At 62.2% G+C, this 22,362-nt stretch carries 19 protein-coding genes; 8 read left to right on the forward strand and 11 right to left on the reverse strand.

The window, feature by feature from the left end; genetic code table 11:
• Positions 1-7: 7 nt before the first annotated feature.
• On the reverse strand, positions 8-439 hold the full coding sequence (locus VKF82_09050) for a DUF4126 family protein (GenBank protein HME82210.1): 432 nt from the start codon (positions 437-439) through the stop codon (positions 8-10).
• On the opposite strand from VKF82_09050, the gene VKF82_09055 reads away from it, so the two are divergent.
• Positions 438-707, forward strand: a complete 270-nt coding sequence (locus VKF82_09055) for a hypothetical protein (GenBank protein ID HME82211.1) — start codon at positions 438-440, stop codon at positions 705-707. The genes VKF82_09050 and VKF82_09055 overlap by 2 nt on opposite strands.
• 75 nt (positions 708-782) lie before the next feature.
• Here VKF82_09055 and VKF82_09060 read toward each other — a convergent pair whose 3' ends face one another.
• The gene (locus VKF82_09060) at positions 783-1,622 is read right to left on the reverse strand and encodes a serine hydrolase (protein HME82212.1); all 840 of its coding nucleotides are present in this window, start codon (positions 1,620-1,622) and stop codon (positions 783-785) included.
• 279 nt (positions 1,623-1,901) lie between these two features.
• On the opposite strand from VKF82_09060, the gene VKF82_09065 reads away from it, so the two are divergent.
• Both VKF82_09065 and VKF82_09070 read left to right on the forward strand, forming a co-directional pair.
• Positions 1,902-3,110 (forward strand): S8 family serine peptidase, encoded by a 1,209-nt coding sequence (locus VKF82_09065; GenBank protein HME82213.1) that lies wholly within the window; start codon positions 1,902-1,904, stop codon positions 3,108-3,110.
• Between the two features lie 3 nt (positions 3,111-3,113).
• Positions 3,114-3,326, forward strand: a complete 213-nt coding sequence (locus tag VKF82_09070) for a glutaredoxin family protein (GenBank protein HME82214.1) — start codon at positions 3,114-3,116, stop codon at positions 3,324-3,326.
• Positions 3,327-3,359: 33 nt separating this feature from the next.
• Here the strand turns inward: VKF82_09070 and VKF82_09075 are convergent, their stop codons facing one another.
• The 4 genes from VKF82_09075 to VKF82_09090 all read right to left on the reverse strand — a co-directional run bounded on the left by VKF82_09075 (position 3,360) and on the right by VKF82_09090 (position 7,946).
• Complete coding sequence (locus VKF82_09075) at positions 3,360-4,763, reverse strand: hypothetical protein (protein HME82215.1); 1,404 nt, start codon at positions 4,761-4,763, stop codon at positions 3,360-3,362.
• 3 nt (positions 4,764-4,766) lie between these two features.
• Positions 4,767-5,180: a cobalamin B12-binding domain-containing protein gene (locus tag VKF82_09080; GenBank protein ID HME82216.1), complete on the reverse strand. Its 414-nt coding sequence runs from the start codon at positions 5,178-5,180 to the stop codon at positions 4,767-4,769.
• 4 nt (positions 5,181-5,184) lie between these two features.
• Entirely contained in the window at positions 5,185-6,810 is a 1,626-nt protein-coding gene (locus tag VKF82_09085; GenBank protein ID HME82217.1) for a methylmalonyl-CoA mutase family protein, read from the reverse strand.
• Positions 6,811-6,956: 146 nt separating this feature from the next.
• Positions 6,957-7,946: an NAD-dependent epimerase/dehydratase family protein gene (locus VKF82_09090; protein ID HME82218.1), complete on the reverse strand. Its 990-nt coding sequence runs from the start codon at positions 7,944-7,946 to the stop codon at positions 6,957-6,959.
• On the opposite strand from VKF82_09090, the gene VKF82_09095 reads away from it, so the two are divergent.
• Positions 7,940-9,241 (forward strand): FAD-dependent oxidoreductase, encoded by a 1,302-nt coding sequence (locus VKF82_09095; protein HME82219.1) that lies wholly within the window; start codon positions 7,940-7,942, stop codon positions 9,239-9,241. The two genes, VKF82_09090 and VKF82_09095, sit on opposite strands and share 7 nt — an antisense overlap.
• Positions 9,242-9,351: 110 nt before the next feature.
• On the forward strand, positions 9,352-10,089 hold the full coding sequence (locus VKF82_09100) for a TonB family protein (GenBank protein HME82220.1): 738 nt from the start codon (positions 9,352-9,354) through the stop codon (positions 10,087-10,089).
• A 543-nt stretch (positions 10,090-10,632) separates the two neighbouring features.
• Here the strand turns inward: VKF82_09100 and VKF82_09105 are convergent.
• Entirely contained in the window at positions 10,633-11,685 is a 1,053-nt protein-coding gene (locus VKF82_09105; protein ID HME82221.1) for a hypothetical protein, read from the reverse strand.
• A gap of 72 nt (positions 11,686-11,757) precedes the next feature.
• Between VKF82_09105 and VKF82_09110 the strand changes: the two genes are divergently transcribed.
• Positions 11,758-13,044 carry a hypothetical protein gene (locus tag VKF82_09110; protein ID HME82222.1) on the forward strand — a complete coding sequence of 429 codons (1,287 nt, stop codon included), beginning with the start codon at positions 11,758-11,760 and terminating at the stop codon, positions 13,042-13,044.
• Positions 13,045-13,574: 530 nt separating this feature from the next.
• Here the strand turns inward: VKF82_09110 and VKF82_09115 are convergent.
• The 3 genes from VKF82_09115 to VKF82_09125 all read right to left on the reverse strand — a co-directional run bounded on the left by VKF82_09115 (position 13,575) and on the right by VKF82_09125 (position 16,556).
• Complete coding sequence (locus tag VKF82_09115; protein ID HME82223.1) at positions 13,575-14,054, reverse strand: hypothetical protein; 480 nt, start codon at positions 14,052-14,054, stop codon at positions 13,575-13,577.
• A 57-nt stretch (positions 14,055-14,111) separates the two neighbouring features.
• On the reverse strand, positions 14,112-14,999 hold the full coding sequence (locus tag VKF82_09120; protein HME82224.1) for a 5'-3' exonuclease H3TH domain-containing protein: 888 nt from the start codon (positions 14,997-14,999) through the stop codon (positions 14,112-14,114).
• Positions 15,000-15,263: 264 nt separating this feature from the next.
• Entirely contained in the window at positions 15,264-16,556 is a 1,293-nt protein-coding gene (locus tag VKF82_09125) for a CHASE2 domain-containing protein (protein ID HME82225.1), read from the reverse strand.
• 198 nt (positions 16,557-16,754) lie between these two features.
• Between VKF82_09125 and VKF82_09130 the strand changes: the two genes are divergently transcribed.
• Positions 16,755-17,657, forward strand: a complete 903-nt coding sequence (locus tag VKF82_09130; GenBank protein HME82226.1) for a hypothetical protein — start codon at positions 16,755-16,757, stop codon at positions 17,655-17,657.
• Position 17,658: 1 nt separating this feature from the next.
• On the opposite strand, the gene VKF82_09135 is transcribed toward VKF82_09130, so the two are convergent.
• Positions 17,659-18,375 carry a hypothetical protein gene (locus tag VKF82_09135; protein HME82227.1) on the reverse strand — a complete coding sequence of 239 codons (717 nt, stop codon included), beginning with the start codon at positions 18,373-18,375 and terminating at the stop codon, positions 17,659-17,661.
• Positions 18,376-18,669: 294 nt separating this feature from the next.
• On the opposite strand from VKF82_09135, the gene VKF82_09140 reads away from it, so the two are divergent.
• Positions 18,670-22,362, forward strand: a 3,693-nt coding sequence (locus VKF82_09140) for a tetratricopeptide repeat protein (protein HME82228.1), incomplete at its 3' end; no start/stop codon positions are given.

Genomic DNA, 22,362 nt, shown 5'->3' on the forward strand with positions numbered 1-22,362 from the left:
GAAAAAGCTACGCTTGGCGGACCGCCACCAGCGCAAGCGCGATGGTGACGATGTCTTCGCCTAACGCAACCACGATATCGGGCAGCCTGCCCGACCGGGTCAAGAGCCGGCGCAGTCCGTAGCCGCCATACGCGCCGATCAGCGCGCCGACTACTCCGGCCCCGGCAGAGAACCACGGCGCGATATCAGCGCGTGTCAGGAAATAAGCTGACGCCCCTCCGGCGAGGCATCGAAAGAAGAGCGGCAGCGGGCTCGTGCGCGCCGGTACCTTTGGCAGCTTGTCGCCTACTAACTCGATAAGCGCCAGCACCGCGAAAAGAATCCACAACGATGAGTTGCGCGCGTACGCCACCGCTGTCGGTGCGATCATCGTGCGCAGCCCGGCGACGATGCCTATGAGCAACGCGTGGCCGATCGCTACTAGTGTGCCATCATCCATGCTGGAGATATTGGTGAATGATCATGACACGAAAATGCGTTGGCGCAGCAAAGCGATTCGCCCTGTTAAGATGCAACGCGCGACGAAGGAAATGTTCGCACGTTTCCGCAATTCTGACTTCCAGTTCTGCACCATGTACGATGGATGCATGAACACGTTGCAAAAAGGGGTAAAGAATGGCAAAACGGAGAGCCGCGCGGAAAGCAAAGCGCACGGTGAAAAAGGCCGGTCGCAAGGTCAAACGGGCCGTGCGGAAGGTAAAGCGTAAGGTCCGCAGAGCGGCGCGCAAGGCCAAGTAACCAGGGTTCTACGCTACAAGGGCCGGCATCTGCCGGCCTTTTTCTTATGCCGTTGGCGAGAAGAGGCGTTTGAGAAACGCATCGTGCTTGAAGGACGACGACTTGCCGAAGTGCACGACGACCGTGCGCAGCGACGGTACGACGTACATCGCCTGGCCGGCAGCGCCGCTCGCATAGACAAGGTCGGACGGGGCATGAGGGCTTCCGAGCCACCAAGCCAGGCCATAACGCGGGTTGGGTGGCGATCCGTAAAAACATTCGTCGAATTCGTGGCGCTGATCGCAGACGAACTGTCCGTACTTCAACCACTCGCGCGCGGAGACGAATGCGCCGGTCGGCAGTGGGCTTGTCTTATCGGAAAGCGCACGCCATTTGTCGACCTTCATGCCGATCGTATCGAGGATCTGCTGCTTCAAGTATTCGTGCGGTGTTAGGCCGCGAGGCTCCAGCTTGCGCGCGAGGACGGCTCCAAAGACCTGCAGCGGAATCCCGCCATAGGTGAACACCGTTCCCGGTTCGTTCTTCAGCTCAACCGCGAGCGCTTTCGCATAGGTCGGAACGGCCGTGCCTAATCCGCCGAACCCGATGCCGCTGGTGAGTTGCAGCAGTTGGCGCAACGTGACCTGGCTCTTCCATGGATCGCGTTTCCATTCCGGAAACGTCTCGGCGACGCACTCATCCAAGCGCAGCAGCCCTTGCCGCTGTGCGATAAGTGCGGTCGTCCCCCAGAAGCTTTTCGTGCCGCTGTAGAGCGCGTGCGGCGTCGCCGCGTCATGGCCTTGACCGTAGGTCTCGGACACGATGCGCCCGTCGTGCGCAACGACGAGCGCGTGCAAGACATGCTTTTGTGCGTACTCGAGCGCGCCGGGTGTCAGGGTGACCATGACTTTGAGGGTTCTGAGCTGGGCTGCAGGAATCGTGCCGTCCCGCCGCCTTAGAGAGCCGTCACATAGGACTCGCGGGGGGACCACGAGATGATATCGAGCCGGCTTGCCATCTTACGATTGACTGCGTTGGTCGCTGTCTTGGCGCTCGGTGCGATCGGAGGCGCGTGCGGCGGTGGCGGCGGCACGAGTATGGGACCTCCGCCCCCGCCCCCGACGTCCACACCCACTCCTACTCCGAAGCCGGTGAATTGCCTGGTCGCGCACGCCGCTCACGCAATGGCCGCCTGGGTCGGTGTCCGTCCGACAAAACCCGCGGCGATTCCGAGACGGCTCGGGTCAGGTCCGGCCGTGCACGTCTGCGGCAACGCCGGTCCGGGTTACATGCGCTGCATGGCATGGAAGCGCACGGACTGGGCCTCCCCAGCCATTCCCGGAGGCTACGGGCCGAGCGATCTGCAGGGCGCCTACAACCTCCCTTCGGGCACCAACGGAGTTGGTCAGACGGTGGCGGTCGTCGACGCGTATGATGATCCAAAAGCCGAAGCCGACCTCGGAGTGTACCGCTCGACGTTCTCGCTGCCGGCGTGCACGACAGCGAACGGCTGCTTCTTGAAGGTCAACCAGAGCGGCGGCACGAGCCCGTTGCCCGTCCCCGATCCGATGCCGTGCAGTGGTCCGATGGGATGTTGGGAGGAAGAAGAAGCGCTCGATATCGACATGGTGTCGGCCACCTGTCCGAACTGCCACATCCTGCTCGTCGAAACTGACAGTCCCAATAATACCGATCTGTACGCCGGCGAGGATGCGGCCGCAACGAAGTGCGGCGCGAACGAAATCTCCAATAGCTGGAGCGGTGGGGAATATTCCTCTGAGGCAACGGACGACGTGCACTTCAATCGTCCGGGAATACCGATCACCGTGGCGAGCGGCGACAGTGGTTACCCTGGCGGCTATCCGGCAGCATCGCAGTATGTGACCGCCGTCGGCGGCACAACCCTTTGTACTACTTCGAATACAAGTGGACCGTGCAATGGCACCCCGTCGGAAACCGTCTGGAAGCTCACGGGAAGCTTGTGCAGCATCTACATTAACCAGCCATCGTGGCAAAGCAACTCACCTACCGTCATGAACAATTCGGGTGTGTGCTCGATGCGGATCAATAATGATGTGTCCGCAGTCGCTGATACAGCCACGCCCGTCGCTGTCTACACGACCTTTGGCAGCGACCACGGCTGGCTTGGATTCGGTGGCACGAGCGTCGCCACGCCCATCATCGCGGGGGTCTACGCCTTGGCGGGTAACGGTACGTCGATCCACGACGGCTCGTACTCGTACAGCCACACGAGTTCGCTGCACGACATCACGAGCGGCAACAACGATCCGTGCGGCCTTCCCCCGGCCAATAACTCATACGTCTGCACCGCCGGCGCCGGCTATGACGGGCCAACAGGCAACGGCACGCCCAACGGGGTCGGCGCGTTCTAAGGCATGGCGAAGACAATTATCTACACGAAACCCGGCTGCCCATATTGCGCTGCAGCGATGGAAGACATGCGGACGCGCGGCGTCGCGTTCGACGAGGTCGACGCACAGGGCGACTCCAAGGCCCGCAAGGAAATGCGGCGGCTCTCCGGCGGGCTCACGGTACCGGTCATCGTGAGTCCCGACGGCTCGGTAAGCGTCGGTTTCGGCGGAGGCTGAACGATCCACTGACCGGCGTGACCGGTCGGCCTGTCAGCGGCTCAAGTGGCGTTCATCTCGCACGCGGCGCGACTTCAAGTCCGTGCGCGTGAGCGAATCCGGCTTGCACAGCTCGACCGATGGACGCACGCCCAGCACCCGACGAAGCGACGCGGTGACCCGCTCCGCCAGACCGCTTGGTGCGTCGCCGCCCGGAGCGGTTTCGACCCGCACGCGCAGATCATCAAGCTGATTGTCGCGCGTCACGACGATCTCGAACTCCGTTCCAAGCTCTGCGAAGCCTCGCAGCACATCCTCGATGGCGCTTGGATAGACGTTTTCGCCGCGGATGGTGAGCATATCGTCGATCCGGCCGATGATGCCGCGCGGGAAGCGCGGGTACGTCCGCCCGCAGGCGCATGGCGCATCGGTCCATTCGGCTAGATCGCCCGAGACGAGCCTGATCATCGGCTGGGAGCGCCGTTCAAGGGTCGTGTAGACGGGCGTCCCCGCGCTGCCATCGGGCGTGCGCCGCCAGGTCTGCGGATCGAGCACTTCCCCATAGACCAGATCTTGCCACAGATGCATGCCCGTCCGCTGCGCGCATTCGGCGATGTTCATCCACGGCGTCACTTCACCCATGCTGCCCGAGTCGATGCAGATCGCACCGAACGTCGATTCGATCAAGCGCTTCATCGAAGGGATGCCGGCACCCGGCTCTCCGGAGAAGAACATGATGCGCAGGCCAAGCGAACGAGGGTCGATGCCTTCGGCGCGCGCGACTTCCGCCAGACGCAGCGCATACGACGGCGTTCCGTAAAACGCGGTCGGACGCATCTGGCGCATCCACTGGATCGCCTGCCCGGTTTGGCCCGCGACGCCCGCACCGAACGGAAACGCGGCCGCTCCCAAGCGCTCCGTACCGAGCAGAGTCCCCCACGACCCGACGTAGAGCGAGAAGATCGACCCGATGAACACCGTGTCGGACGGCCGCAATCCGAAGCTCCACATGATGCGCGCGTGCGCCTCCGCGATGCGCGCCATGTCGTCCCCCGGCCAGGCAAACGCGGTCGGTCTGCCGCTCGTCCCTGAGGTTCCATGGATATGCGCGATCTCTCCGGGCTCGATGCACAGGTACGAACCGTATGGCGGATGCTCCGCCTGGTCAACGCGCAGGTCGGCCTTCGTTATCCTGGGTACTTGCTCGAAATCGTCGAGCGAGCGGATGTCGCCGGGCTCCAACCCCGCTTCGGACCAACGGCGTCGATAGAACGGTGCTCGCTTGTGCGCCCAGCGCATCACCGCCTGGATCTTCGAAAGGATGAGCGACGCGCGCTCGTCGGCCGACATCGTCTCGCGGCCGCGATCCCAGTACGGCTCCGCTGGTCGCGGGCGATAGCGCGCATCATAGACCGGCGGCCAAGCCTGGGACTGCGTGATGCCCGCCGCGTCGGACATGACCTATGCCTTCGTCCGGCCCGATTCTCGCTCGGCGACGAGTCGCGTGATCCCGTCGACGAGGTCCTGTGTCGTGGCTTCGGCGTCGAACAGGGCGGCAACGCCCAATGCTTTCAGGCGCGGCATGTCTTCGGCCTGGATGACGCCGCCGCCGATCACGATCATATCCTCGACGCCGTGCTCCTTGAGAAGGTTCATCACTCGGGGGAACACCGTCATGTGCGCGCCCGACAGGATGCTGACGCCGATGACGTCGACGTCTTCCTGGATCGCCGCGTTGACGATCATCTCCGGCGTCTGATGCAGCCCGGTGTAGATGACCTCCATGCCGGCATCGCGCAACGCGCGGGCCACGATGCGCGCACCGCGGTCATGACCGTCAAGGCCCGGCTTGGCGACGAGCACTCGGATCGGCATGGCCTTAGAAGACCGGCTTTTCGACGTACACGCCGAACAGCGGTTTGAGCGACTTCACGATCTCGCCGATGGTGGCGCGCGCCCGTACGGCTTCGATGGTCGCCGGCATGACGTTCTCATCCGTGCCCGCGACGCGTACGAGTTCGGCCAACGCCGCGTCCACCGCCGGCTGCGTGCGCCGCGAACGGGTGTCGGCCAAGCGTTGCAGTTGCCGGTTCGCCGCTGCCTCGTCGACGCGGTGCACGTCGAGCGCGGGGCTCGGGCCCTCGTCGCGATATTTCGTCACCCCGACGAACTCGAACTCATGGCGCTCCTTGCGCCCGTAGAGATCGTACGCGGCGTCAGCCAATTCTGACTGGAAGAAGTTCGCGTCAAGGCACGCGACCACGCCGCCGCGCTGGTCTATCCGTTCGAAGTACTCATTGCAGGCGTGTTCGATGTCGGACGTCAGACGCTCGACGGCGTACGAGCCGGCCAGCGGATCGATCGTGCCGACGACGCCGGTCTCTTCGGCGATGATCTGCTGGGTGCGCAGCGCGATCCTCATCGCCGTTTCGCTGGGTATGGACAAAGCCTCGTCGTAGCCGTTCGTGTGCAGCGATTGCGCGCCGCCGAGCACGGCCGCCAAGGCCTCGATCGCCGTGCGCGAGATGTTGTTGAGCGGCTCGCGCGCCGTGCACGATGCGCCGGCGGTCTGGCAGTGGAAACGCAAACGCATCGATTCGGACCTTTTCGCTCCGAATCTATCCTTCATGATGCGCGCCCACAGGCGACGCGCCGCGCGGAATTTCGCGACCTCCTCCAAGAAATCGATCTGCGCGACGAAATAAAACGAGAGTCGCGGCGCGAAGCTGTCGACGTCGATGCCCAGCTTGAGCACTTCCTCGACGTATGCGATGCCGGCCGCGAGCGTGAACGCGACCTCTTGGATCGCGGTGCTGCCTGCCTCGCGCGTGTGGTAGCCGCTGATGTTGACCGGATTGTAGTGAGGAAGGTTGCGTGAGCCGAACACGATCGTGTCGCGCACGATGCGGATCGAGGGTTTGGGCGGATAGACCCATTCCTTCTGCGATATGTATTCCTTGATGATGTCGTTCTGCGTCGTGCCCGAGAGCTTTTTCCAATCGAAGCCGCGCTCTTGCGCCGCCACAAGGTACATCGCGAGCAGTATCCACGCGGTCGGGTTGATCGTCATCGAGACGGAGATCTTCTCGAGATCGATGTCGCGATACAGCTCGAGCACGTCATCGACCGTGTCGACCGCGACACCCTCGCGCCCCACTTCGCCCTCGCTGCGCGGATCGTCGCTGTCGTAACCCATGAGGGTGGGCATGTCGAAGTCGGTCGAGATGCCGGTCTGGCCTTGGGCGATCAGATAACGAAAGCGTGCATTGGTGTCTTCGGCGGTGCCGAAACCTGCGATCTGACGCATCGTCCACGGCTGCGCGCGATACATCGTCGGATACGGGCCGCGCGTGTAGGGAAACTGGCCGGGGAAGCCGGCGTCGGCGAGGTAGTCGTGATCGGCCAGGTCCTCAGGCGTATAAAGCCGCTTTAACTCAGAACCGCTAAAGGTGCGGAAGACCTCGCGCCGTTCCGGACGCTTCTCGACGAAAGGAAGCAGCGTCATCTGCTCCCAATCGCGGGCGGCTTGCGCAAGTGGAACTCGCTCTCGAGTCTGTGCGCTCATCGCTCGATCACCATGACCCTTCGAGACGAGCACGAGGAAGTGCTCAGGTCCGAGCTATTAGAGGGGCTCGCGTGACGGTCCTAGGGTTAGGTGGTGTAGCCGTGTGCTCGGTACCAGTCGACGGCGCGCGCCAGCGCGGCGTGGACCGGTCCCGCTTGGAACCCGAGCTCGCGGATGGCCTTGCTTGAGTCGACGTACTGGAACTCGCGTGACATCCGGACGCCCTCGAGCGGCACGAATGGCACCGCATCCGGTTGAAGCCGGCAGCGAAGTTCGTCGGCGTACGCGGCCAAGACGGTCAGCCCGTAGGGCACGCGCCAGGTCGGCGCAGGCCGTTGCGTCACCTCAGCGAGCAATTCCCACACTTGATCGAACGACAGGTTTTCGCCGCCGACGATGTAGCGTTCTTTGGGCTTGCCGCGCTCGATCGCGCCGACGTGCGCGCGCGCCACGTCCTCGACAGCGACCAGGTTGAAGCCGCCGGTGCTGGGCCGCGCGCCGATCCGGCCGCGCGCGAAGTCGAGAACGAGGCGGCCGGTCGGCGTCGGTTTGCGATCTCCCGGGCCGACGGGTGCTGTCGGCAGCACCAGCACAACCGGAAGATCCGCGGCGAGCGCAACTTGTTCTTGCTCGACCTTAGAGCGGTGATACGTCGAAGCGTGGGCGTCCACCAAAATATCTGCTTCGGTGGCCGGTACGCCGTCGTGCGCGGGTCCGACAGTGGCCGCGCTCGAGGTCACCACTGCACGCTCGACGCCGGCGGTGCGGGCCGCTTCCAAGACGCTCGCGGTTCCGGCGACGTTGACGTCGCGTATCGCAGCGCGATCTCGCGGCGCGAAGGAATACAGCGCCGCGCAGTGGACCAGGTACCGGCAGCCGCGCATCGAGGGGATGACATCGCTTGCGTTGCGCACGTCGCCCTCGACCCATTCGATGCCGGCTGGGGCGTAGCGAGGTGGCTCGTGAGGCGCGTGCGCGAGGGCACGGACACCGTAGCCCGAAGCGATGAATTCGCGCGCGACGTGAGCGCCGATAAAGCCGCTCGCGCCGGTGATGAAGACGAGGTTCCGTGACACGACCCTACGCTTCGGGCAGCAGCAGCTCTCATACTTGCGACGTTCTGGTGATCGGCGCCGGAATGGCGGGCGTGACGGCCGCGCGGGCGCTCGTGCGGGAGGGATTGCGCGTCCGTGTGCTCGAGGCGCGGCAGCGGATCGGCGGGCGCATCCACACGCTGCGCGATTTGTGCGATGCGCCGGTCGAAGCGGGCGCCGAGCTGATCCACGGACAGGGGGCACAGACGTGGCCCGAGGTCCGAGCCGCTGGCCTGACCGTACGGCCCAACTCGCACGCCGTCAGCGCGTTGATGGTCGACCTCGGCCACGGCACACAATGGTTGGCGCGTGCGTTGCTGCATCCGGAGACGTGGCAGTCGTTCACGATCCTGCGGCGTCTGGCGCGACGTGAACCGCGCGACATGGCTGCAGCTGAGTTCATCGAACGCGGCGGCTATCGCGGCCGGGCCCGCTCGCTCGCTGAAATGGTGTTCACCACGCATCTGCCGGGAAGCACGCACGAGATCGGAATCCATGGCTTGCTCGACGATGGAGTGCTAGAATTGGAGACCAGCGGGGATTACCGCGTCAACGAAGGCTACGACCGCATCGTCGAGCACATCGCTCGCGATCTCGAGATCGAATACGGTTTCGTCGCTACAGAGATTGAATGGGCGCATGACGGAGTGGCGATCCGCGATGGCAGTGGACGCGAACGCGTCGCGCGGGCCGCTATCTCGACGCTGCCTGCGGGCGTCTTGCAATCCGGGGCGGTCCGCTTCAAACCCGAGCTTCCCGAAAGCAAACGCGAGGCGCTGCGTGCGATGGTCAGTGGTCCGGTCTTGAAGGTCATCATGCGTTTTGAGGAGCCGTTTTGGCCGCGACGCTTGGCTGCGGTGATCTCGAGCGCGGGGCCAGTCGCGCTCTATTGGAACGTATTCTATAAGGCGAAGTCAGAGGCGCCGGTCCTGACAGCATATTGCGTCGGCGAGCGCGCCGCGACGCTGGCTCGAATGAGTGAAGAAGAAGCTCTCGCGCGGATCATCGGAGATCTGTGCCGCCATTTCCCGAAGGCCAGGCCGAAACTCGCAGGCTCGCGACTGATCGATTGGAGCGCCGACCCGCTGTCGTGCGGCGGCTATACGCTGTTGCGTCCGGGTGGGGCTGGAGCGCGCGCGCGCTTAGCGACAGCGGACACGGGCGCGTTATTCTGGGCGGGTTCCGAAACCGCGACGCAACCGATCGCCGCCACGGTCGCGGGAGCGTACACCACTGGTCTACGCGCTGCGCTAGAAGTCGCGCTAACCACCTCTTAATCAGCGCGCGGTATAATTGAACCGCTTGCTGACAGCAAGGCCACGGCCCGCCTTCTGCACGGCGCATCCGACAGTGCGATTCTTGACCGGGCAGAAAGGGCACGACTGGTTTGGCCACGACCCCCAACGCGCAGCCGGATTCGCTCATCACGCCGCCGCTGTCCACCAAGCGCAGCCACTATGCGTTTATCTATCTTTCGGCCGGCTTCATCATCTTGTCGGCTACCGCGCATTTCATCATGGGCGCCGCTGGCGAGCGTTTCTTCCCGCAGTTCAAAGAACAAGCGACGCCGCCGCCACAAAAAGTCACGGTCCAAACACTGATCAAGCCGCCGCCGACGACCAAACCGACCCCGCCGCCGACACCCACGCCGCTGCCGACGCCTACTCCGCCGCCGTCCCAGAGCACGCCGCCGCCCGCGCACCTCAAGATGAACGTCATCAAAACGCACAACGAAGGTGGCACAGGCCCAGCCGAAGTGGCGTATACATCGGCGCCGCACGGCGACGAGAACGGCGTGCCGCAAGGGCCGCCGACCACGGCCCCAGCCGCGCCCGCCGCCGAGCCGGCAAGGCCGCAGGAGCCGGTCGGCATCACGGACGCGGAGTACAAGTACAAGGCGCCGGTGGACTACCCTGAACCTGCTAGGCAGCAGAGCACCCAGGGCACCGCCATCGTGCTGGTCACGATCGGCACGAGCGGAGAGCTAGTGGCCGTCAAGATCTATCGGTCGTCGGGCAGCCCGCTGCTCGATAACGCGGCCCTCAGGGCCGCGCGAGCGAGCCTCTTCAAACCGCCGTCCGTGCAAACCGACTACTTGCTCGAATACGTCTTCCAGCTCGAATAGGCGAGTCTAAGCGCTGCCACCGGAGCGGTGTCGATCAGTGATGTGGCCGCAAGGCTTGCGGCAGAGTGCTGCTCGCGCGTGAGGTGGGACCGAAGCGTTTGAGCGCGCGAGCCTTGGCCCGCGCGGCTTCCTCGTGCCGATTCTTAGGCGGTGCGGTCGTCTCGAGCGAGCGAAGTAGACGAGTCGAGGCGCGGGCTATCTCATCGACGGCAGCGTCGAAGGCGACCTCGTTTGCTTTGGAAGGTTTCGTGAAACCGCTGATTTTTCTTACGAACTGAAGCGAAGCCGACCTGACGTCACCTGCGCTCACTGGCGGCTCGAAGTTGAAAAGTGTCTTTATGTTTCTACACATCGTCACAATGCCTCGGTGGGACGATTTGATTTGTGCAACGTCAAAACCTACTCGACCGCTCGTTCTCTATTTTCCCCCTCGATTGGTCGGCGCGGCCGATCGAATTGCATAGGGAGACTGCCAGCGCGGTCGCAGTTATTGAACAGACGGTTGGTCGTACGATGACGCGTGATAACACGAACCTCACGCCTTCATGGTTGCACTGAGGTACGGAACACCCGCACGTCATAGTTGATCGGTTGACTTCCGAGAATCCACATAGCGAGTTTCACGGAAACACTCTGGCCCGGCTGCAGCGTCAGACCGTCCGGTAGCTTCAAGGAGAAGTATGGCGAGCCGAGCGGTTCAATAACCTTTGTCCTGCCTCCGCCGGTGACCACCGTCTTTGATGGAAGATTGGAGATCACGACGTAAAGCGACCCTGGCAAGGGGATCGAAGAAGCGTTGATAACGCGCAGCGTTTGTCCATACGTGCTCGTCAGCGCATTGAAGGGTGTGATTTGCGCCGTCAGACGGTCAATTCTCACTTGCGGGGTGACTTCGATCGGTGGAAGTGGATGCTGCGGATCCTCGACCCAGAAACTTGCAAAGGCCTTGCGGCCTGCGTTGACCACACTGACGATGGCGATGCCGAAGCCGGTCGCCCGAACATTCCCATCCGCACTGACTCTTACAATGCCCGTATCGCTCGAGCGGTAGGCCGTCCCGGTCGTAGACGAAGTCAAGTCGCGCTCAATCCCATTGGAGTACATGCCCTGCACGTAAATGTTTTCGGTTGCGCCTGGCGCCCTCATCATGAACGTTGCTTGGGTCAGAGATATGCGCTCCGGCGCGTTCGAAGAACGTACGATGATCGTGACGGATTGGCCCTCGACAGGTGTCTGGTCGGTACCGATGACCGCTGGCGAGATCGTCAGCGGGCCCGCGAAAGACTCGGGAATCTTGAAGCTGGCCTGGAATGTCGAGCCGTTGTAATTGGTCCCTTGCAGTATGCCGACACCCGGTGCGCCGACACCGACGTAGCCCGCCGCCGCGGGGATCTGCGTTGTGACGGTGATTACGACGGTATCTCCGGGAGCGAATACTTGCCCGGCTTGCGGCGATGTGATTTGCACTCGGGAATCGACTCGCGCCGCGGCCAGCGCAGGCGCGGTGAGCGCTAGTCCGGTAAGCGCAAGCAGGCACAGCGATACGAAGTGCCTCATGATGAGACGCTCATTTCGACGAGCCTGAAACTCGTACATCTTCTATTCGCGAGTGAAGCCAAAGGTCCAGTCCAGGGCGGGCGGACCGGCGCCGCGAAGCGGGGGCTTGCCATGAAGCAGCGTTTCATCCTTGCGTTTGCGTTATTGCTCGCCGGCTGTCTTGCGTTTGTGCGAGCGACGCCATCCGACGCGCAGCCTCCAGATATCGACCTCATGACGATCCACGTGCGCATGGAGGCCGTCATCCTATCGGATGACAACGGCGCCAACCCGAAGGGCGTGCTTAGCCTCAAGCAACTCAAACAATGGATCGACAACGAGAACGAGTCGCTGCGCGCTTCGAACGCGCACATCGTCGTCGACTTCGACGCGGCGCACGATCTCGATCGCGTGAAGAACTCCACCATCAATCACCTCGCTCATAACAACGACCGCGTGGCCTCACGGCAGGCTGCGCGCTACCCGGGCAAGATGGTCGTCTTTTTCCGAGCGTACGGTCCGGCGGGCTCGGGTATCGGCGTGACGGGCAACGGCTACACCGCCTACAACGCATACGTGCCGGTCGGCAGCATCGGGTGCAGCGGCAGTACGACGACGGATTGCAGCGCGAGCTATACGGTCATGCCTTCGGTCTACTGCGGCACGACCGTGGCGACCGATCCGGTCGATTCCAAACATCCGAATCCACCGATCGCCTCCGACGGCTCCGGATGCACTTATGCCCCGTCATCGTGGTACGTGTACCAGAACTTCAGTCAACTCTCGCACGAGGTCGGCCACTACTTCGGATTGCCGCACACATTTCCGGGCACGTACGACTTCTTATCGACGCCCGCGGCCTTGCAAAGCTGGTACGATGGAAACCCGCGCTCGGGCACGACTCGGTCGATCAAGATCTACGACGGCGACTCGCCGGCCGGCCCGCTGATCTCCGATGGAACGAATCTCACCAGCGGCTGGACGTTTACGGTCACCGACACGCCACCCGATGCGGGCGCCCATCTCTTCAACGACAACAACATCGGCTTTTGCCACCCTCCGACGGGCAAAACGCTCAGCGATGGCAGCGGCGCGACGATCGTGTTCAACGGACCCAGCTACACGCTGCACGCACTATTCAGCGGCAAACCGGTTTCGCTCACGTTTCGGCCCGATAAGGACGACGTGATGAGCTACTTCGTGTGCCGCAAGCCGATGCTGTTCACGCGGAGCCAAGTGGCGACCATGCGCCACAACCTGATGCAGGATCCGCAACGCAGCTATCTCTTGTGCACGAATCCGCAGGACGTCGATTTAAAGCCCTATATGAACTGCCCGACGGCCGTTCCCCACTTCGTCTATCCACATCCGCGGACCGGCCCCACTGTCAAACCGGGTGGTCCAATCACGCAGTTCTGAAGTCGAGGTCTCTTGCCGTGATCCACATATCCATCGCCGCTGTCCTGGTGGCAGGACCGGCCAATGCCCTAGCTTCGTACGACGGCCCTCCGCCAAGTGCCGTAGAGTCTCCGGCGCTTCCCTGGCCGGCTACTAACTCGTTGTGCTCGAATACTCAAGTCGAGACGGCGGGCCCGCGGCTGCTTGACCCCACCAAGCTTAGCGCTGCGGCCCAGGCGCGGCTCAATTCCGGCGGGGCGCTCACGCAAAGCGAAATCAACCAGGCAGGCGCTTGGGAGAGCGGTGGTGTCGCCATTTCGTTCACCAATGGGATCAGCGTGGTCGATTACGGCACGAACGCGATTGACGCGTACGAGCGCCCTGGCGACAGGGTTCAGGTGTGTCTGATCTACGTCCCATCCGAGAGCGAATGCCCGAATGTGGCGAGCGATCAGCGAGGGCGCGTGTATCGTGTGTACGATTATAAGGCGCAGGCGGCATATCGCATTCAGAATTCACAACACGGATGCGGGGGTGCTTGAGCAGGCCAGTCACGGCGCGGGAATAATGAAGCGTGCCGCTTTGTACCCATGGCTCTCGCTGCAGGACGAGCACTCCACCAACAGCGTGGTGGGGACGAGCGCCTTGTCGACGGTGAACAGTCCACTAAGGTGGACAGCAACGCCTTGATGGATGTTGAGGCTTGAAGGTCTTATGTCCCTAGCCCGGGGCCCGATGCCGTTCTTATCTTCAAGCGTGTACGTGACAACGCCGGTATAGGCAGAAGACACGCTGTCCGTCAAAAGCACCCGCATCGCCATGAGCCTTTGGCCGGGCAACACGGGAATCTGGTCGGGATTGTCGGCCGGCGTCGCATCGCGCAGATCCTGGATTGTCACGTTTAGGCTGCCGAAGGCGACGCTTTGCCGAAGTGACCCTGTGAGCGGCGTGGCTTGGGGGATGGGCGTTGAATAACCGTTTCCGGTAGTTCCAAAAGCGATGACGGTAATGGCGAGTAAAACTGCAACCATGATGTGCGATCTCCTCTGGTCATTCTGACCGTTTGCGCAAGGGAAGGGATGCGCCTCTTAGACCTCTTTGGATCTGCTCGACGCTAACAACGTGGCGCGGCGTAGTAGATCCGGTACTTTCATTCGACGGGAGAGGCGATCGAAGTTCGACCGCGATCCTTTCCAGTGAAGGTCGTCGACCGTATCAAAGACCGACACATCCAGCTGCAAAGTCGCGAGCGTGCGAAACAGCAGGGCATCGCTCCATGCGTTGAAGAGCGCCTCGGACAGCGTACGTGCTCGAGGAATTGAAGGATGCCACTTGCGCCAGTCCTTCGGAATTTCTTCAAGGTGGTAGTACCGCGACAAGGTCGCGGCCGCGGCCTTGGGACCCCATCCAGGCACACCGGGGAATCCATCCGCGCTATCCCCGACCACCGCCAGGTAATCCGGAATCGATTTCGGTGTCACCCCGAACTTGGCCACCACGGCCGTCTCGTCGCGCACGATGTCGCGCCGGCGGTCCTGTTGAACGACGCGCGTGCCCACAACGCACTGACTCAGGTCCTTGTCAGGCGTACAAATATAGACGCGATTTACGCGAGCATCTTGCGAAGCCTTGGCGGCGGCGGATGCTAAAGCGTCATCGGCCTCGTAGTAAACCATCGGCCAGACTACAACGCCCATTGCCTCAAGGGCCTCTTCCAGAATAGGGAACTGCGAGAGTAGTTCGGGAGGCACACCTTCGCTGGTTTTGTATCCGCGGTACAAGTCGTTCCGAAACGACTCTACGACGTGATCGGTCGCGACACCGACGTGCGTGGCGCCGCGCTCGAGCATGGACAGAACCGAAGCCAGGACACCCCGTACGGCGCCGACCTCTCGTCCTTTCGCGTCGGCAGAAGATGGTAAGGCGAAAAAATGGCGGAACAATTCATAGGTCCCGTCAATCAAATATACCTGCACGCGTTACCTTGGCCTTGTGGCATCGTCCGCGGCGTCACAGAAGCCGGTCTAACATCGAAACAGACATGATTCCGGCGCCGCATATTTGAGCGGCGGCGGACACCGGGTGACATGGAATCGCCGCCGCCGAGGCCGGCGCTCGATTCGCACACGCAACGATAGCGAACACTGAGCTAAGGTGAACGACGATCAGAAATACGAACCGCAGCCTCGAACAGCGCGAAGCCCCGCCGGTCCGTGCTCGACCTCGGATACAGTCGCGCGTCATGGCTTGGGGGAGCGCTTCATAAGCCGAGCGACTCTCTCGTGCGACCGTGAGATCACTTCGTGGAGCATCACGCCTGCCAGCGGTACGACGCTGTCCACCCAAATCCCGGCGTTGAACGCTACGAGTCCGAGCGTCAGTGTTCCGATCGCGATGGCAGCGACGACGACCGCCAACGCGTATGCAGGCGGCACGAGCGCGAACACGAGGCTCACAAATAGTATCAGCGCGATTTCAAGCGCATACCGCCCCACGACCCCCGGCTCCCGAAGCACATCTCCACGCTCGAGCGAATTCACCTCGTTGATCAAGACGAGCGAGCCCGGCATTTCGCCTATCGGCGTGCGATGCACGTCGAGCGGGTCCCAGCTCGAGCCGATCACGACGATGCGGTCCTGGAGAGCCGCGCCGGCCGATGAGTCTTGAGTGATAGAACCGGCCGGCACGACTTCGCCGAGCATAGAGCCGCGAACAGCCTCATTTGAACCATCCCATGAAATCCGATACACGATGCGGCGCTGCAAGCCGCGCTCCGTCAGGATCAGAGAATGCGGTGGATTCCCGATCCCAGTCAACTCGTTTTCAAGCGATCGGTTTGATTGCGGCGCCAGGCCGCTGACTTGCGCACATGCGGACTGGTGCGGTTGCACGGCATCGCGGATCTCCGAGAGGGGCAGTCGTTGCTCCGCGACCGCGAGCAGTACGATGGACGGAGTCAGGACGGACGCGCCATGGGCGCTGCACGAATCCTCCCATAAACGCCACCGGCGAACCATCCCATCCGGGTCGTGATCCGTAGTGACCGCTCCCCATTGCACGTGACCGGCGGTCTTCCAGGGGTCATCGGGCGACGTGCCCAGCGGCTGGTCGAGGAAAGACCATCGAGCGACGTTCACCCGCCCTGCTTGCCCAGGATATGCGTTCTCAACACCGTCATCAAAAGCGCGCACGAGTAGGATTGGCGGGGAGCACGCTCCCGGACAGCGGCTATATTTTTGAAGGACGCGTACGAGCGCCTCGTCCGAGCGGCTCGGGGTCGAAAAATCGACGTCGACGACCACTGCGCGCGGTTCGTGCTGCATTGCGAAGTCGATGAGAGCCGCCAGCTTGTCGCGCCGCGTCACAAGCGGTTCACCCCACTCGCGATACGTCTTCTCATCGACGTCGACCCATGCGATCTCGGACGCGCTATCCACACCCTTGAGCTTGTCCATTTGCCAGTTGATCAGGCCATCTTGGAGCGTGGCAACAGCCGCGTTCTTCTGCACGAATGGCAGCTCAAGAACGAACATCAGCACGAGTCCGATCGCTACGTTGATCGCGAAATGCCGGAGGAAGCGCGTCCAGCGCGCGCCGGCATGAGTCGAAGGAGTCGCCAGATAGACACTCCCGGGTCGAAGACGCCCGACGCAGCGGCATTGGCGGCCCGTATCAGGTTTCCCGCCGCTTCGAAAGGACAGCACACTTAAGGGGTTCAATACACGCGCGTCATGCGTTTCACTGCGCGCGTCGTTATGTTTTGCCTGACCACGCTCAGCGTGCTCATGTCGACGGTGCCAAGCGTCGCAGATTCGCCGAGTCCGGCGCCCGCGGCGAGCCTCGCGCCTGCTGAGAATCCTGCGCCGACGGCCACGTCGGTCGATCAATCAGCGTTTTACGGAGTCACGCCGCGATCGTACGATCAAATACCTTATCCTGATTTCAATTTCTTTATCGGATTCGGCGGCGCAAGACACATCAGCGATTTTCCTCCGCCGCCGACCTTCATGCCGCTGTGCTCGGTCTCGGGGATATCCTCGCCCGACGGCCTCCTAAAAGGAGTGACCGACCTCAAGGGGACCGATCTTGAGATCACGAGCGACGTGACGGTCGCGTACCGCGACCTGGATGATCTGCTCTATCGGTTGCGCGCGTGCGACTACTATATGTCGATCTACGCGTGGAACACGCGAAAGATCTCGCACGACGAGATATTCAATTTCTCTTGGCAGATCGGATGCAACTCCTTCGAGAACGAGCACTCGGCGACGGCGCTGTCCGGCGCGGCGTATCCCCTGTTGTCGACTACCGGGACCCCCGAGCAGCGCAAGCAAGCGCTCGCCAAATTCCTCTTCAAGTACTACGACCAATATGCCGACCTTTTTGAACGCGTCCAATCTTGCTCGGAGATCGTCAACAATCTGACGTACGGTGCGAATAAGCGGCGTTTCTTCTGTAACTACGGCGGCTTCATGGGCGCCGTGTTGACCGCAAGCGCAATAGCGTTTGGCAAGCACTGGGGCGGCTCGAGCAGCTCCACGCAGGCCCAAGTGCAAGCCCTCGGCACCGTGATGCTCGCATTGCCGGGGCTGTGTCAGAACTTCGGCGCTTCACCCGCCAAAGGCAAGGGCTGACCTAGTCCGTCGCTTCGACCAGCAGGAAGCGCAGCGGCTGCACGTTGGGATACGTGTCGGGCGCCGTTGCGAGCTGCTGATATGCAGCGAGGTTCCACTCGTGGTGCGGCCCCTTTTTCGCCAGCATCCCCGCGGAGAGCGGAACGCTGAGGCTCGCGGGGAGGTGCTTGAGCTCCTCTTGTTCGTCGTCTGAAAGCTGCGGTATCGCGTTGTCAGCGACGATATCGAACGTTCCCGTCGCCTTTGCGCCCGAACTGTCCACGATCTCGACCCTATAGGTTCCCGGGCTCAACCCTGAATCGAAACGCTCTTCATTGGTCATGACGTTCGGCTTGTCAGCGATGGGCTGGTCCCCCGCGCCCAAGAAAAGGCGGACGTGGAAGGGAGCTTTACCGTTCAGCCAAGGGATCGTCAGCGCGCCGTTGTTCAAAGAAACGCCCGCGCGCGGAGTCGTGTGCAGCAAGGGAGCTGCCGGTGCCGCGGGCGGCCCGCGCGACGTCATCTGATCGACCTTGCTGCTATAGTAATCTTCCTGCGCAGCTGCGAAGAGCGGTGCGACCGACGCGAACATGTTCTGCAAGACGGTCGCAACCGTGCCCGCGGGTCCCGCACCTTGGGCGGTGTACGACCCGCATATGCCCTCGCTAGCTCCGACGCAGTACGGGCGGCTGCCATCGACGATCTCTTGCTTGCCATTGATCGAGAGCGTTATCGTCATCTTCGTCCCAAGGTTGTCGGACGGGACGACGACGCTCACTCGATCGCTCGGCTGTAGCAGAAGGAGCGGCGCGACAGCCAGCGGCTTGCCAGATCGACTGATCTGATAGGCAGATGCTGGCCCATTATACGATGACACATACGAGGCGACTGGTTGCGCCGCGTCCGCGACCACCGCAAGCGGAACACCGGCGACAAGCGAGAGCGGCACAAGCAGGCGAACCAGAGACCGAACAAGCATACGCTAGTCCTCCAATGCTGGCGTTCAATGCGTTGGTTTCAGGAGCCTGTCTGAATGTTCCGCGGCATCGTCATCGTGTCGTTTATCTTGCTGTTCGGCGTTTCGTCGGTGGCCAGCCCCACCAGCTCGCTGACCGCGCCCCCGGCGACTCCTAACGCGACGGATGCTGGGTTCCCGAGCGTGCCCGGCGCGTACCACCTGCTCTTTGTCGATAGCACACGATTGCAGATGGCCGCAGGCTCGAAATCGATATTGGATCAGTTCGACACGCACCTGACGCAGAAGCTCTTGGCGCTGTTCCCAGGGGCGCAGATCACCCCGGCAGCACTGGCCAACGACCAACCACCCGCCATCGCTCAGGCGTGTGCCGATGACCAGGCCATCGGCGTTGTCACGACTCTTCCTGGTTGGGGAGCGCAGGTAGGGGGATTCCAGAACACTGTTTCGGACTTGGTCGCTATATTCGATTGCTACGGTCAAATCGACTGGGTTTCCAGGAAGTTCGAAGTCGTGAAGCCCTCGAGCGACGCCACAACCGTCAGCGAGCAGCAGATCATCAGCACACTCGATGACCTCAGCGATCAAGAAGTTGCGGAGATCCAAGCCACGCCTGGAAAGTACGCGGCCTCGCGCCTTGAGAATTTTCTCAGGTACGGCTACGCGATCGGCACCGGAGAACATCGACCCTACTTCGGCCTTGGGCGGGACCCGTCGGGTGCGCGTGTCACCTTTGCAACCGTGTTCGGAAGCGCCGCGCGCGCCGGGCTAAAGCTGGGGGATCTCGTCACAGCGATCAATGGTCAGCCAACATTAGGACTTTCACAAGATCAACTCAACCTCACCAGAGACCGATTGATGTCGCCCCCTAACAACTATGTCTTGGAAGTGCAAGCGGCGGACGGATCGAAAAAGACCATAACTTTCGAGGCTGAAGATATAGGGTGGTACTTGAAGCAGCCCGCAATCGCCCTAGCAGCTTCTCCGGCGCCTTCGGCCGCCCAAAGCATCGATCCAACCACCCAGCAACTGAGCGCACTCGTTCGGGCAGGAGTCGATGCGAGATCGAACGGAGATTCGAAGACCGCCCTTTCGAAATACCAAGAAGCGCTGACTTTGGCGCAGCGGGTCGGGAACCGCGAATACGAAGCCCGCTCTCTCGCCGGCGTCGGACTCGCAGACGAGAGCCTCGCACAGTATGCGGATGCACTGAGCAACCTCCAGCAAGCGCTGGCGCTTGCCCAGCAGCTCGGTCTGCACGACATCGAAGCCATTGCATCGGCCAACATCGGCTTTGTCTACACAAAGACCGGGTATTACGACAACGCGCTCACCTATGCGAGACAAGCGGTCGTGATAGATAGGCAGTTCAATATGCCTGGCGACTTACCACCGCTATTGATGCAAGTCGCAGAGATCGAACAGAGCATGGGCCGGCTCGGAGACTCTTTGGAGGCTTCAAAAGCGGCCTTGGCTATCGCGACGGAACGGGGAGACACTCAATGGGAAGCTGGGGCAAGCCTCGACATAGGCAACATCATGCAAGCGTTGAGCCGCTTTCCGGAAGCTCTCACGCTCTATCGCGGCGCACTCGATGGCTATCGCCAATTGAAAAATCCCGCCGAGCAGGCCGCGATACTCTTCGACATAGGGCTCGTTCAGCGGAAGCTTGGACGGTATGCGGATGCGATGGAATCGCAGAACGAGAGCATCGCCCTCGCCCAGCAAGCGAATAATCCGGAAACCCAAGCCGCCGCCCTGAACCAGATCGGAGCCATACAAGATCAGCTCGGACTGTTTCAGGCGGCTTTGCAATCGAACGGCGACGCTCTGGAACTCCAGCGCACGAGGGGAGTCCCCCTCCGTGCCGCCGAGAGTCTCGCAACGCGCGGCAGCATCGAATTAGATCTGACCGCGTACAGCGAAGCCGAATCCGATTTCCGTCAAGCGCTGGCCGTCTTCAACCAGATCGGCGCTCAGACCGACATCGCGCTCGCGCTTGAAAACCTTGGGAGGATTCAAACTTCCCAACAGCAATACACGGCCGCTCTAGCGTCGTATCTTAACGCGCTTGCGGCGTTCGTGAAGCTCGATGATCGCGCCAACGAGGCGACCGTCTTGAGCTATGCAGCCGACGCGCAGCAGCAGTTGGGTCAGTTTGCCGATGCCCTCGCCAGCGCACAGCGCTCCCTCGCTTTGAATCGGGCCATCGGGTCGCCGGCATGGCGAAGTCTAAGCGCAGCGGCCCACGCGCAGGCCTCGCTCAACGATCCCAAAGACGCGATCTCGAATTACGAGGCGGCGATCGGGGAGATCGAGCAGCTCCGCGGCGCGCTTCCGGAGGCCGGCAGCCGCACGGCATTTTTCGAGCGGGCGTTATTCGTCTATGACGATTACATCGGTTACCTGCTCGATTTGGATCGGCGTTTTCCGGGCAAAGGCTACGATCGCAAGGCGCTCGACGTTTTTGAGCGTCGACAGTCGCGCACGCTGCTCGAGGAGATCTCGCAGAGCGCCGCGCACGGCTTTTCCGGCGTCCCACGCACCGTCAGCGATCAAGAGAGCATCTATATCGCGGAAATCGCGCAACTCAAGACGAGTCTCGCGCAAGCGCGCTCTACGAGCCAAACCACTCCAGCGAGAATTGCGTCGCTGGAGACCGAGCTCGGCGTCCTTGGCCAAAAGAGCGATGCGCTCGAAGCGGACATCCGTTCCCGCTATCCCGCGTACTACGCGTTGCAGCATCCGAGCCCGATCGGCGTTTCAACCCTACAACAGCATGTGTTGCGGACAGGCGAGGCGATGCTCGTATATGACGTGCTCGGGAACCGCACCGCGCTCTGGGTCATCACGCCGGTGACGTTCCGCCTGTTCGAATTGGAGGGAGGCTCCGCGGAAGTTCAAAGCAAGGTCGCTGGGTTTTTGAGCTCGACGCAGTCGGTGCAATCGGCTATCGACAACGGCCTCAGCGGCGCGGCGGTCCGCCGCCTCGCCGCGCAAACGCTCCCCTCCTTTGCAGAGACCAGCGCGGCGCTATACCAGTGGTTGTTCCCCGTCGGCGCCCGCTCGATGATCGCAGCTTCCAGCGATCTGTATGTCGTGCCGACCGGCGCGCTGTATGGCGTTCCGTTTGAGGCACTTGCGACGCGAGCCGGGAATGGTCAAGGCGTACGATACTTGGTCGAGGATCATTCCGTCTCGTACCTGTCGTCGGCGTCGCTGCTCGCCGTGCTTCGCGCGGGGCTTGAAAAGCGGCGTCAGGGCGATCAACAGCCCCTCGTGGCGTTCGCAAATCCCACGTTCGCCGACACGGCCACACCCGAGCCAAGCGCCACACCAACCCTCGCGACGATGCAAACACGTGCTGTCTCTCGCATCGTCACGCGCGGAGCGCAGTCCTCTGTTTTCCCGGCGTTACCCGGAAGCGAAATCGAAGCCAAGGATGTGGCGACGACAATCCGAGGCGCAGCCGCGGACATCTATCTGGGGGACGACGCGTCCGTTTCGACAGTCAACCGGCTCAATGCCGACGGGAGCCTCAAGGGTTTTCGGTACGTGCTGTTCGCCACGCATGCCGCCTTGCCGGACACGATCAGCGGCATCGCCCAGCCTTCGCTCGTGCTCGCGCATCCTACCTCAGACGGGTTCTTGACGATGGGCGACGTCTTCGGCCTATCGCTGGACGCCCAACTCGTGATGCTCTCCGCGTGCGAAAGCGGCGGCGGCGTGGCGACCAAAGGCGAGGGCGTG

The sequence above is a fragment of the Candidatus Eremiobacteraceae bacterium genome (genome assembly GCA_035314825.1).
Taxonomy (GTDB): domain Bacteria; phylum Vulcanimicrobiota; class Vulcanimicrobiia; order Eremiobacterales; family Eremiobacteraceae; genus JAFAHD01.

Excerpts from the sequence above, each read along its gene's own strand:
- VKF82_09110 (HME82222.1), top strand. The coding sequence starts at position 11,758 with ATGAAGCAGCGTTTCATCCTTGCGTTTGCGTTATTGCTCGCCGGCTGT.
- VKF82_09085 (HME82217.1), bottom strand. The coding sequence starts at position 6,810 with ATGACGCTGCTTCCTTTCGTCGAGAAGCGTCCGGAACGGCGCGAGGTC.
- VKF82_09055 (HME82211.1), top strand. The coding sequence starts at position 438 with ATGCTGGAGATATTGGTGAATGATCATGACACGAAAATGCGTTGGCGC.
- VKF82_09075 (HME82215.1), bottom strand. The coding sequence starts at position 4,763 with ATGTCCGACGCGGCGGGCATCACGCAGTCCCAGGCTTGGCCGCCGGTC.
- VKF82_09115 (HME82223.1), bottom strand. The coding sequence starts at position 14,054 with ATGGTTGCAGTTTTACTCGCCATTACCGTCATCGCTTTTGGAACTACC.
- VKF82_09070 (HME82214.1), top strand. The coding sequence starts at position 3,114 with ATGGCGAAGACAATTATCTACACGAAACCCGGCTGCCCATATTGCGCT.
- VKF82_09125 (HME82225.1), bottom strand. The coding sequence starts at position 16,556 with ATGTTCGTTCTTGAGCTGCCATTCGTGCAGAAGAACGCGGCTGTTGCC.
- VKF82_09105 (HME82221.1), bottom strand. The coding sequence starts at position 11,685 with ATGTACGAGTTTCAGGCTCGTCGAAATGAGCGTCTCATCATGAGGCAC.
- VKF82_09130 (HME82226.1), top strand. The coding sequence starts at position 16,755 with ATGCGTTTCACTGCGCGCGTCGTTATGTTTTGCCTGACCACGCTCAGC.
- VKF82_09135 (HME82227.1), bottom strand. The coding sequence starts at position 18,375 with ATGACGATAACGCTCTCGATCAATGGCAAGCAAGAGATCGTCGATGGC.
- VKF82_09050 (HME82210.1), bottom strand. The coding sequence starts at position 439 with ATGGATGATGGCACACTAGTAGCGATCGGCCACGCGTTGCTCATAGGC.
- VKF82_09060 (HME82212.1), bottom strand. The coding sequence starts at position 1,622 with ATGGTCACCCTGACACCCGGCGCGCTCGAGTACGCACAAAAGCATGTC.
- VKF82_09080 (HME82216.1), bottom strand. The coding sequence starts at position 5,180 with ATGCCGATCCGAGTGCTCGTCGCCAAGCCGGGCCTTGACGGTCATGAC.
- VKF82_09065 (HME82213.1), top strand. The coding sequence starts at position 1,902 with ATGGCCGCCTGGGTCGGTGTCCGTCCGACAAAACCCGCGGCGATTCCG.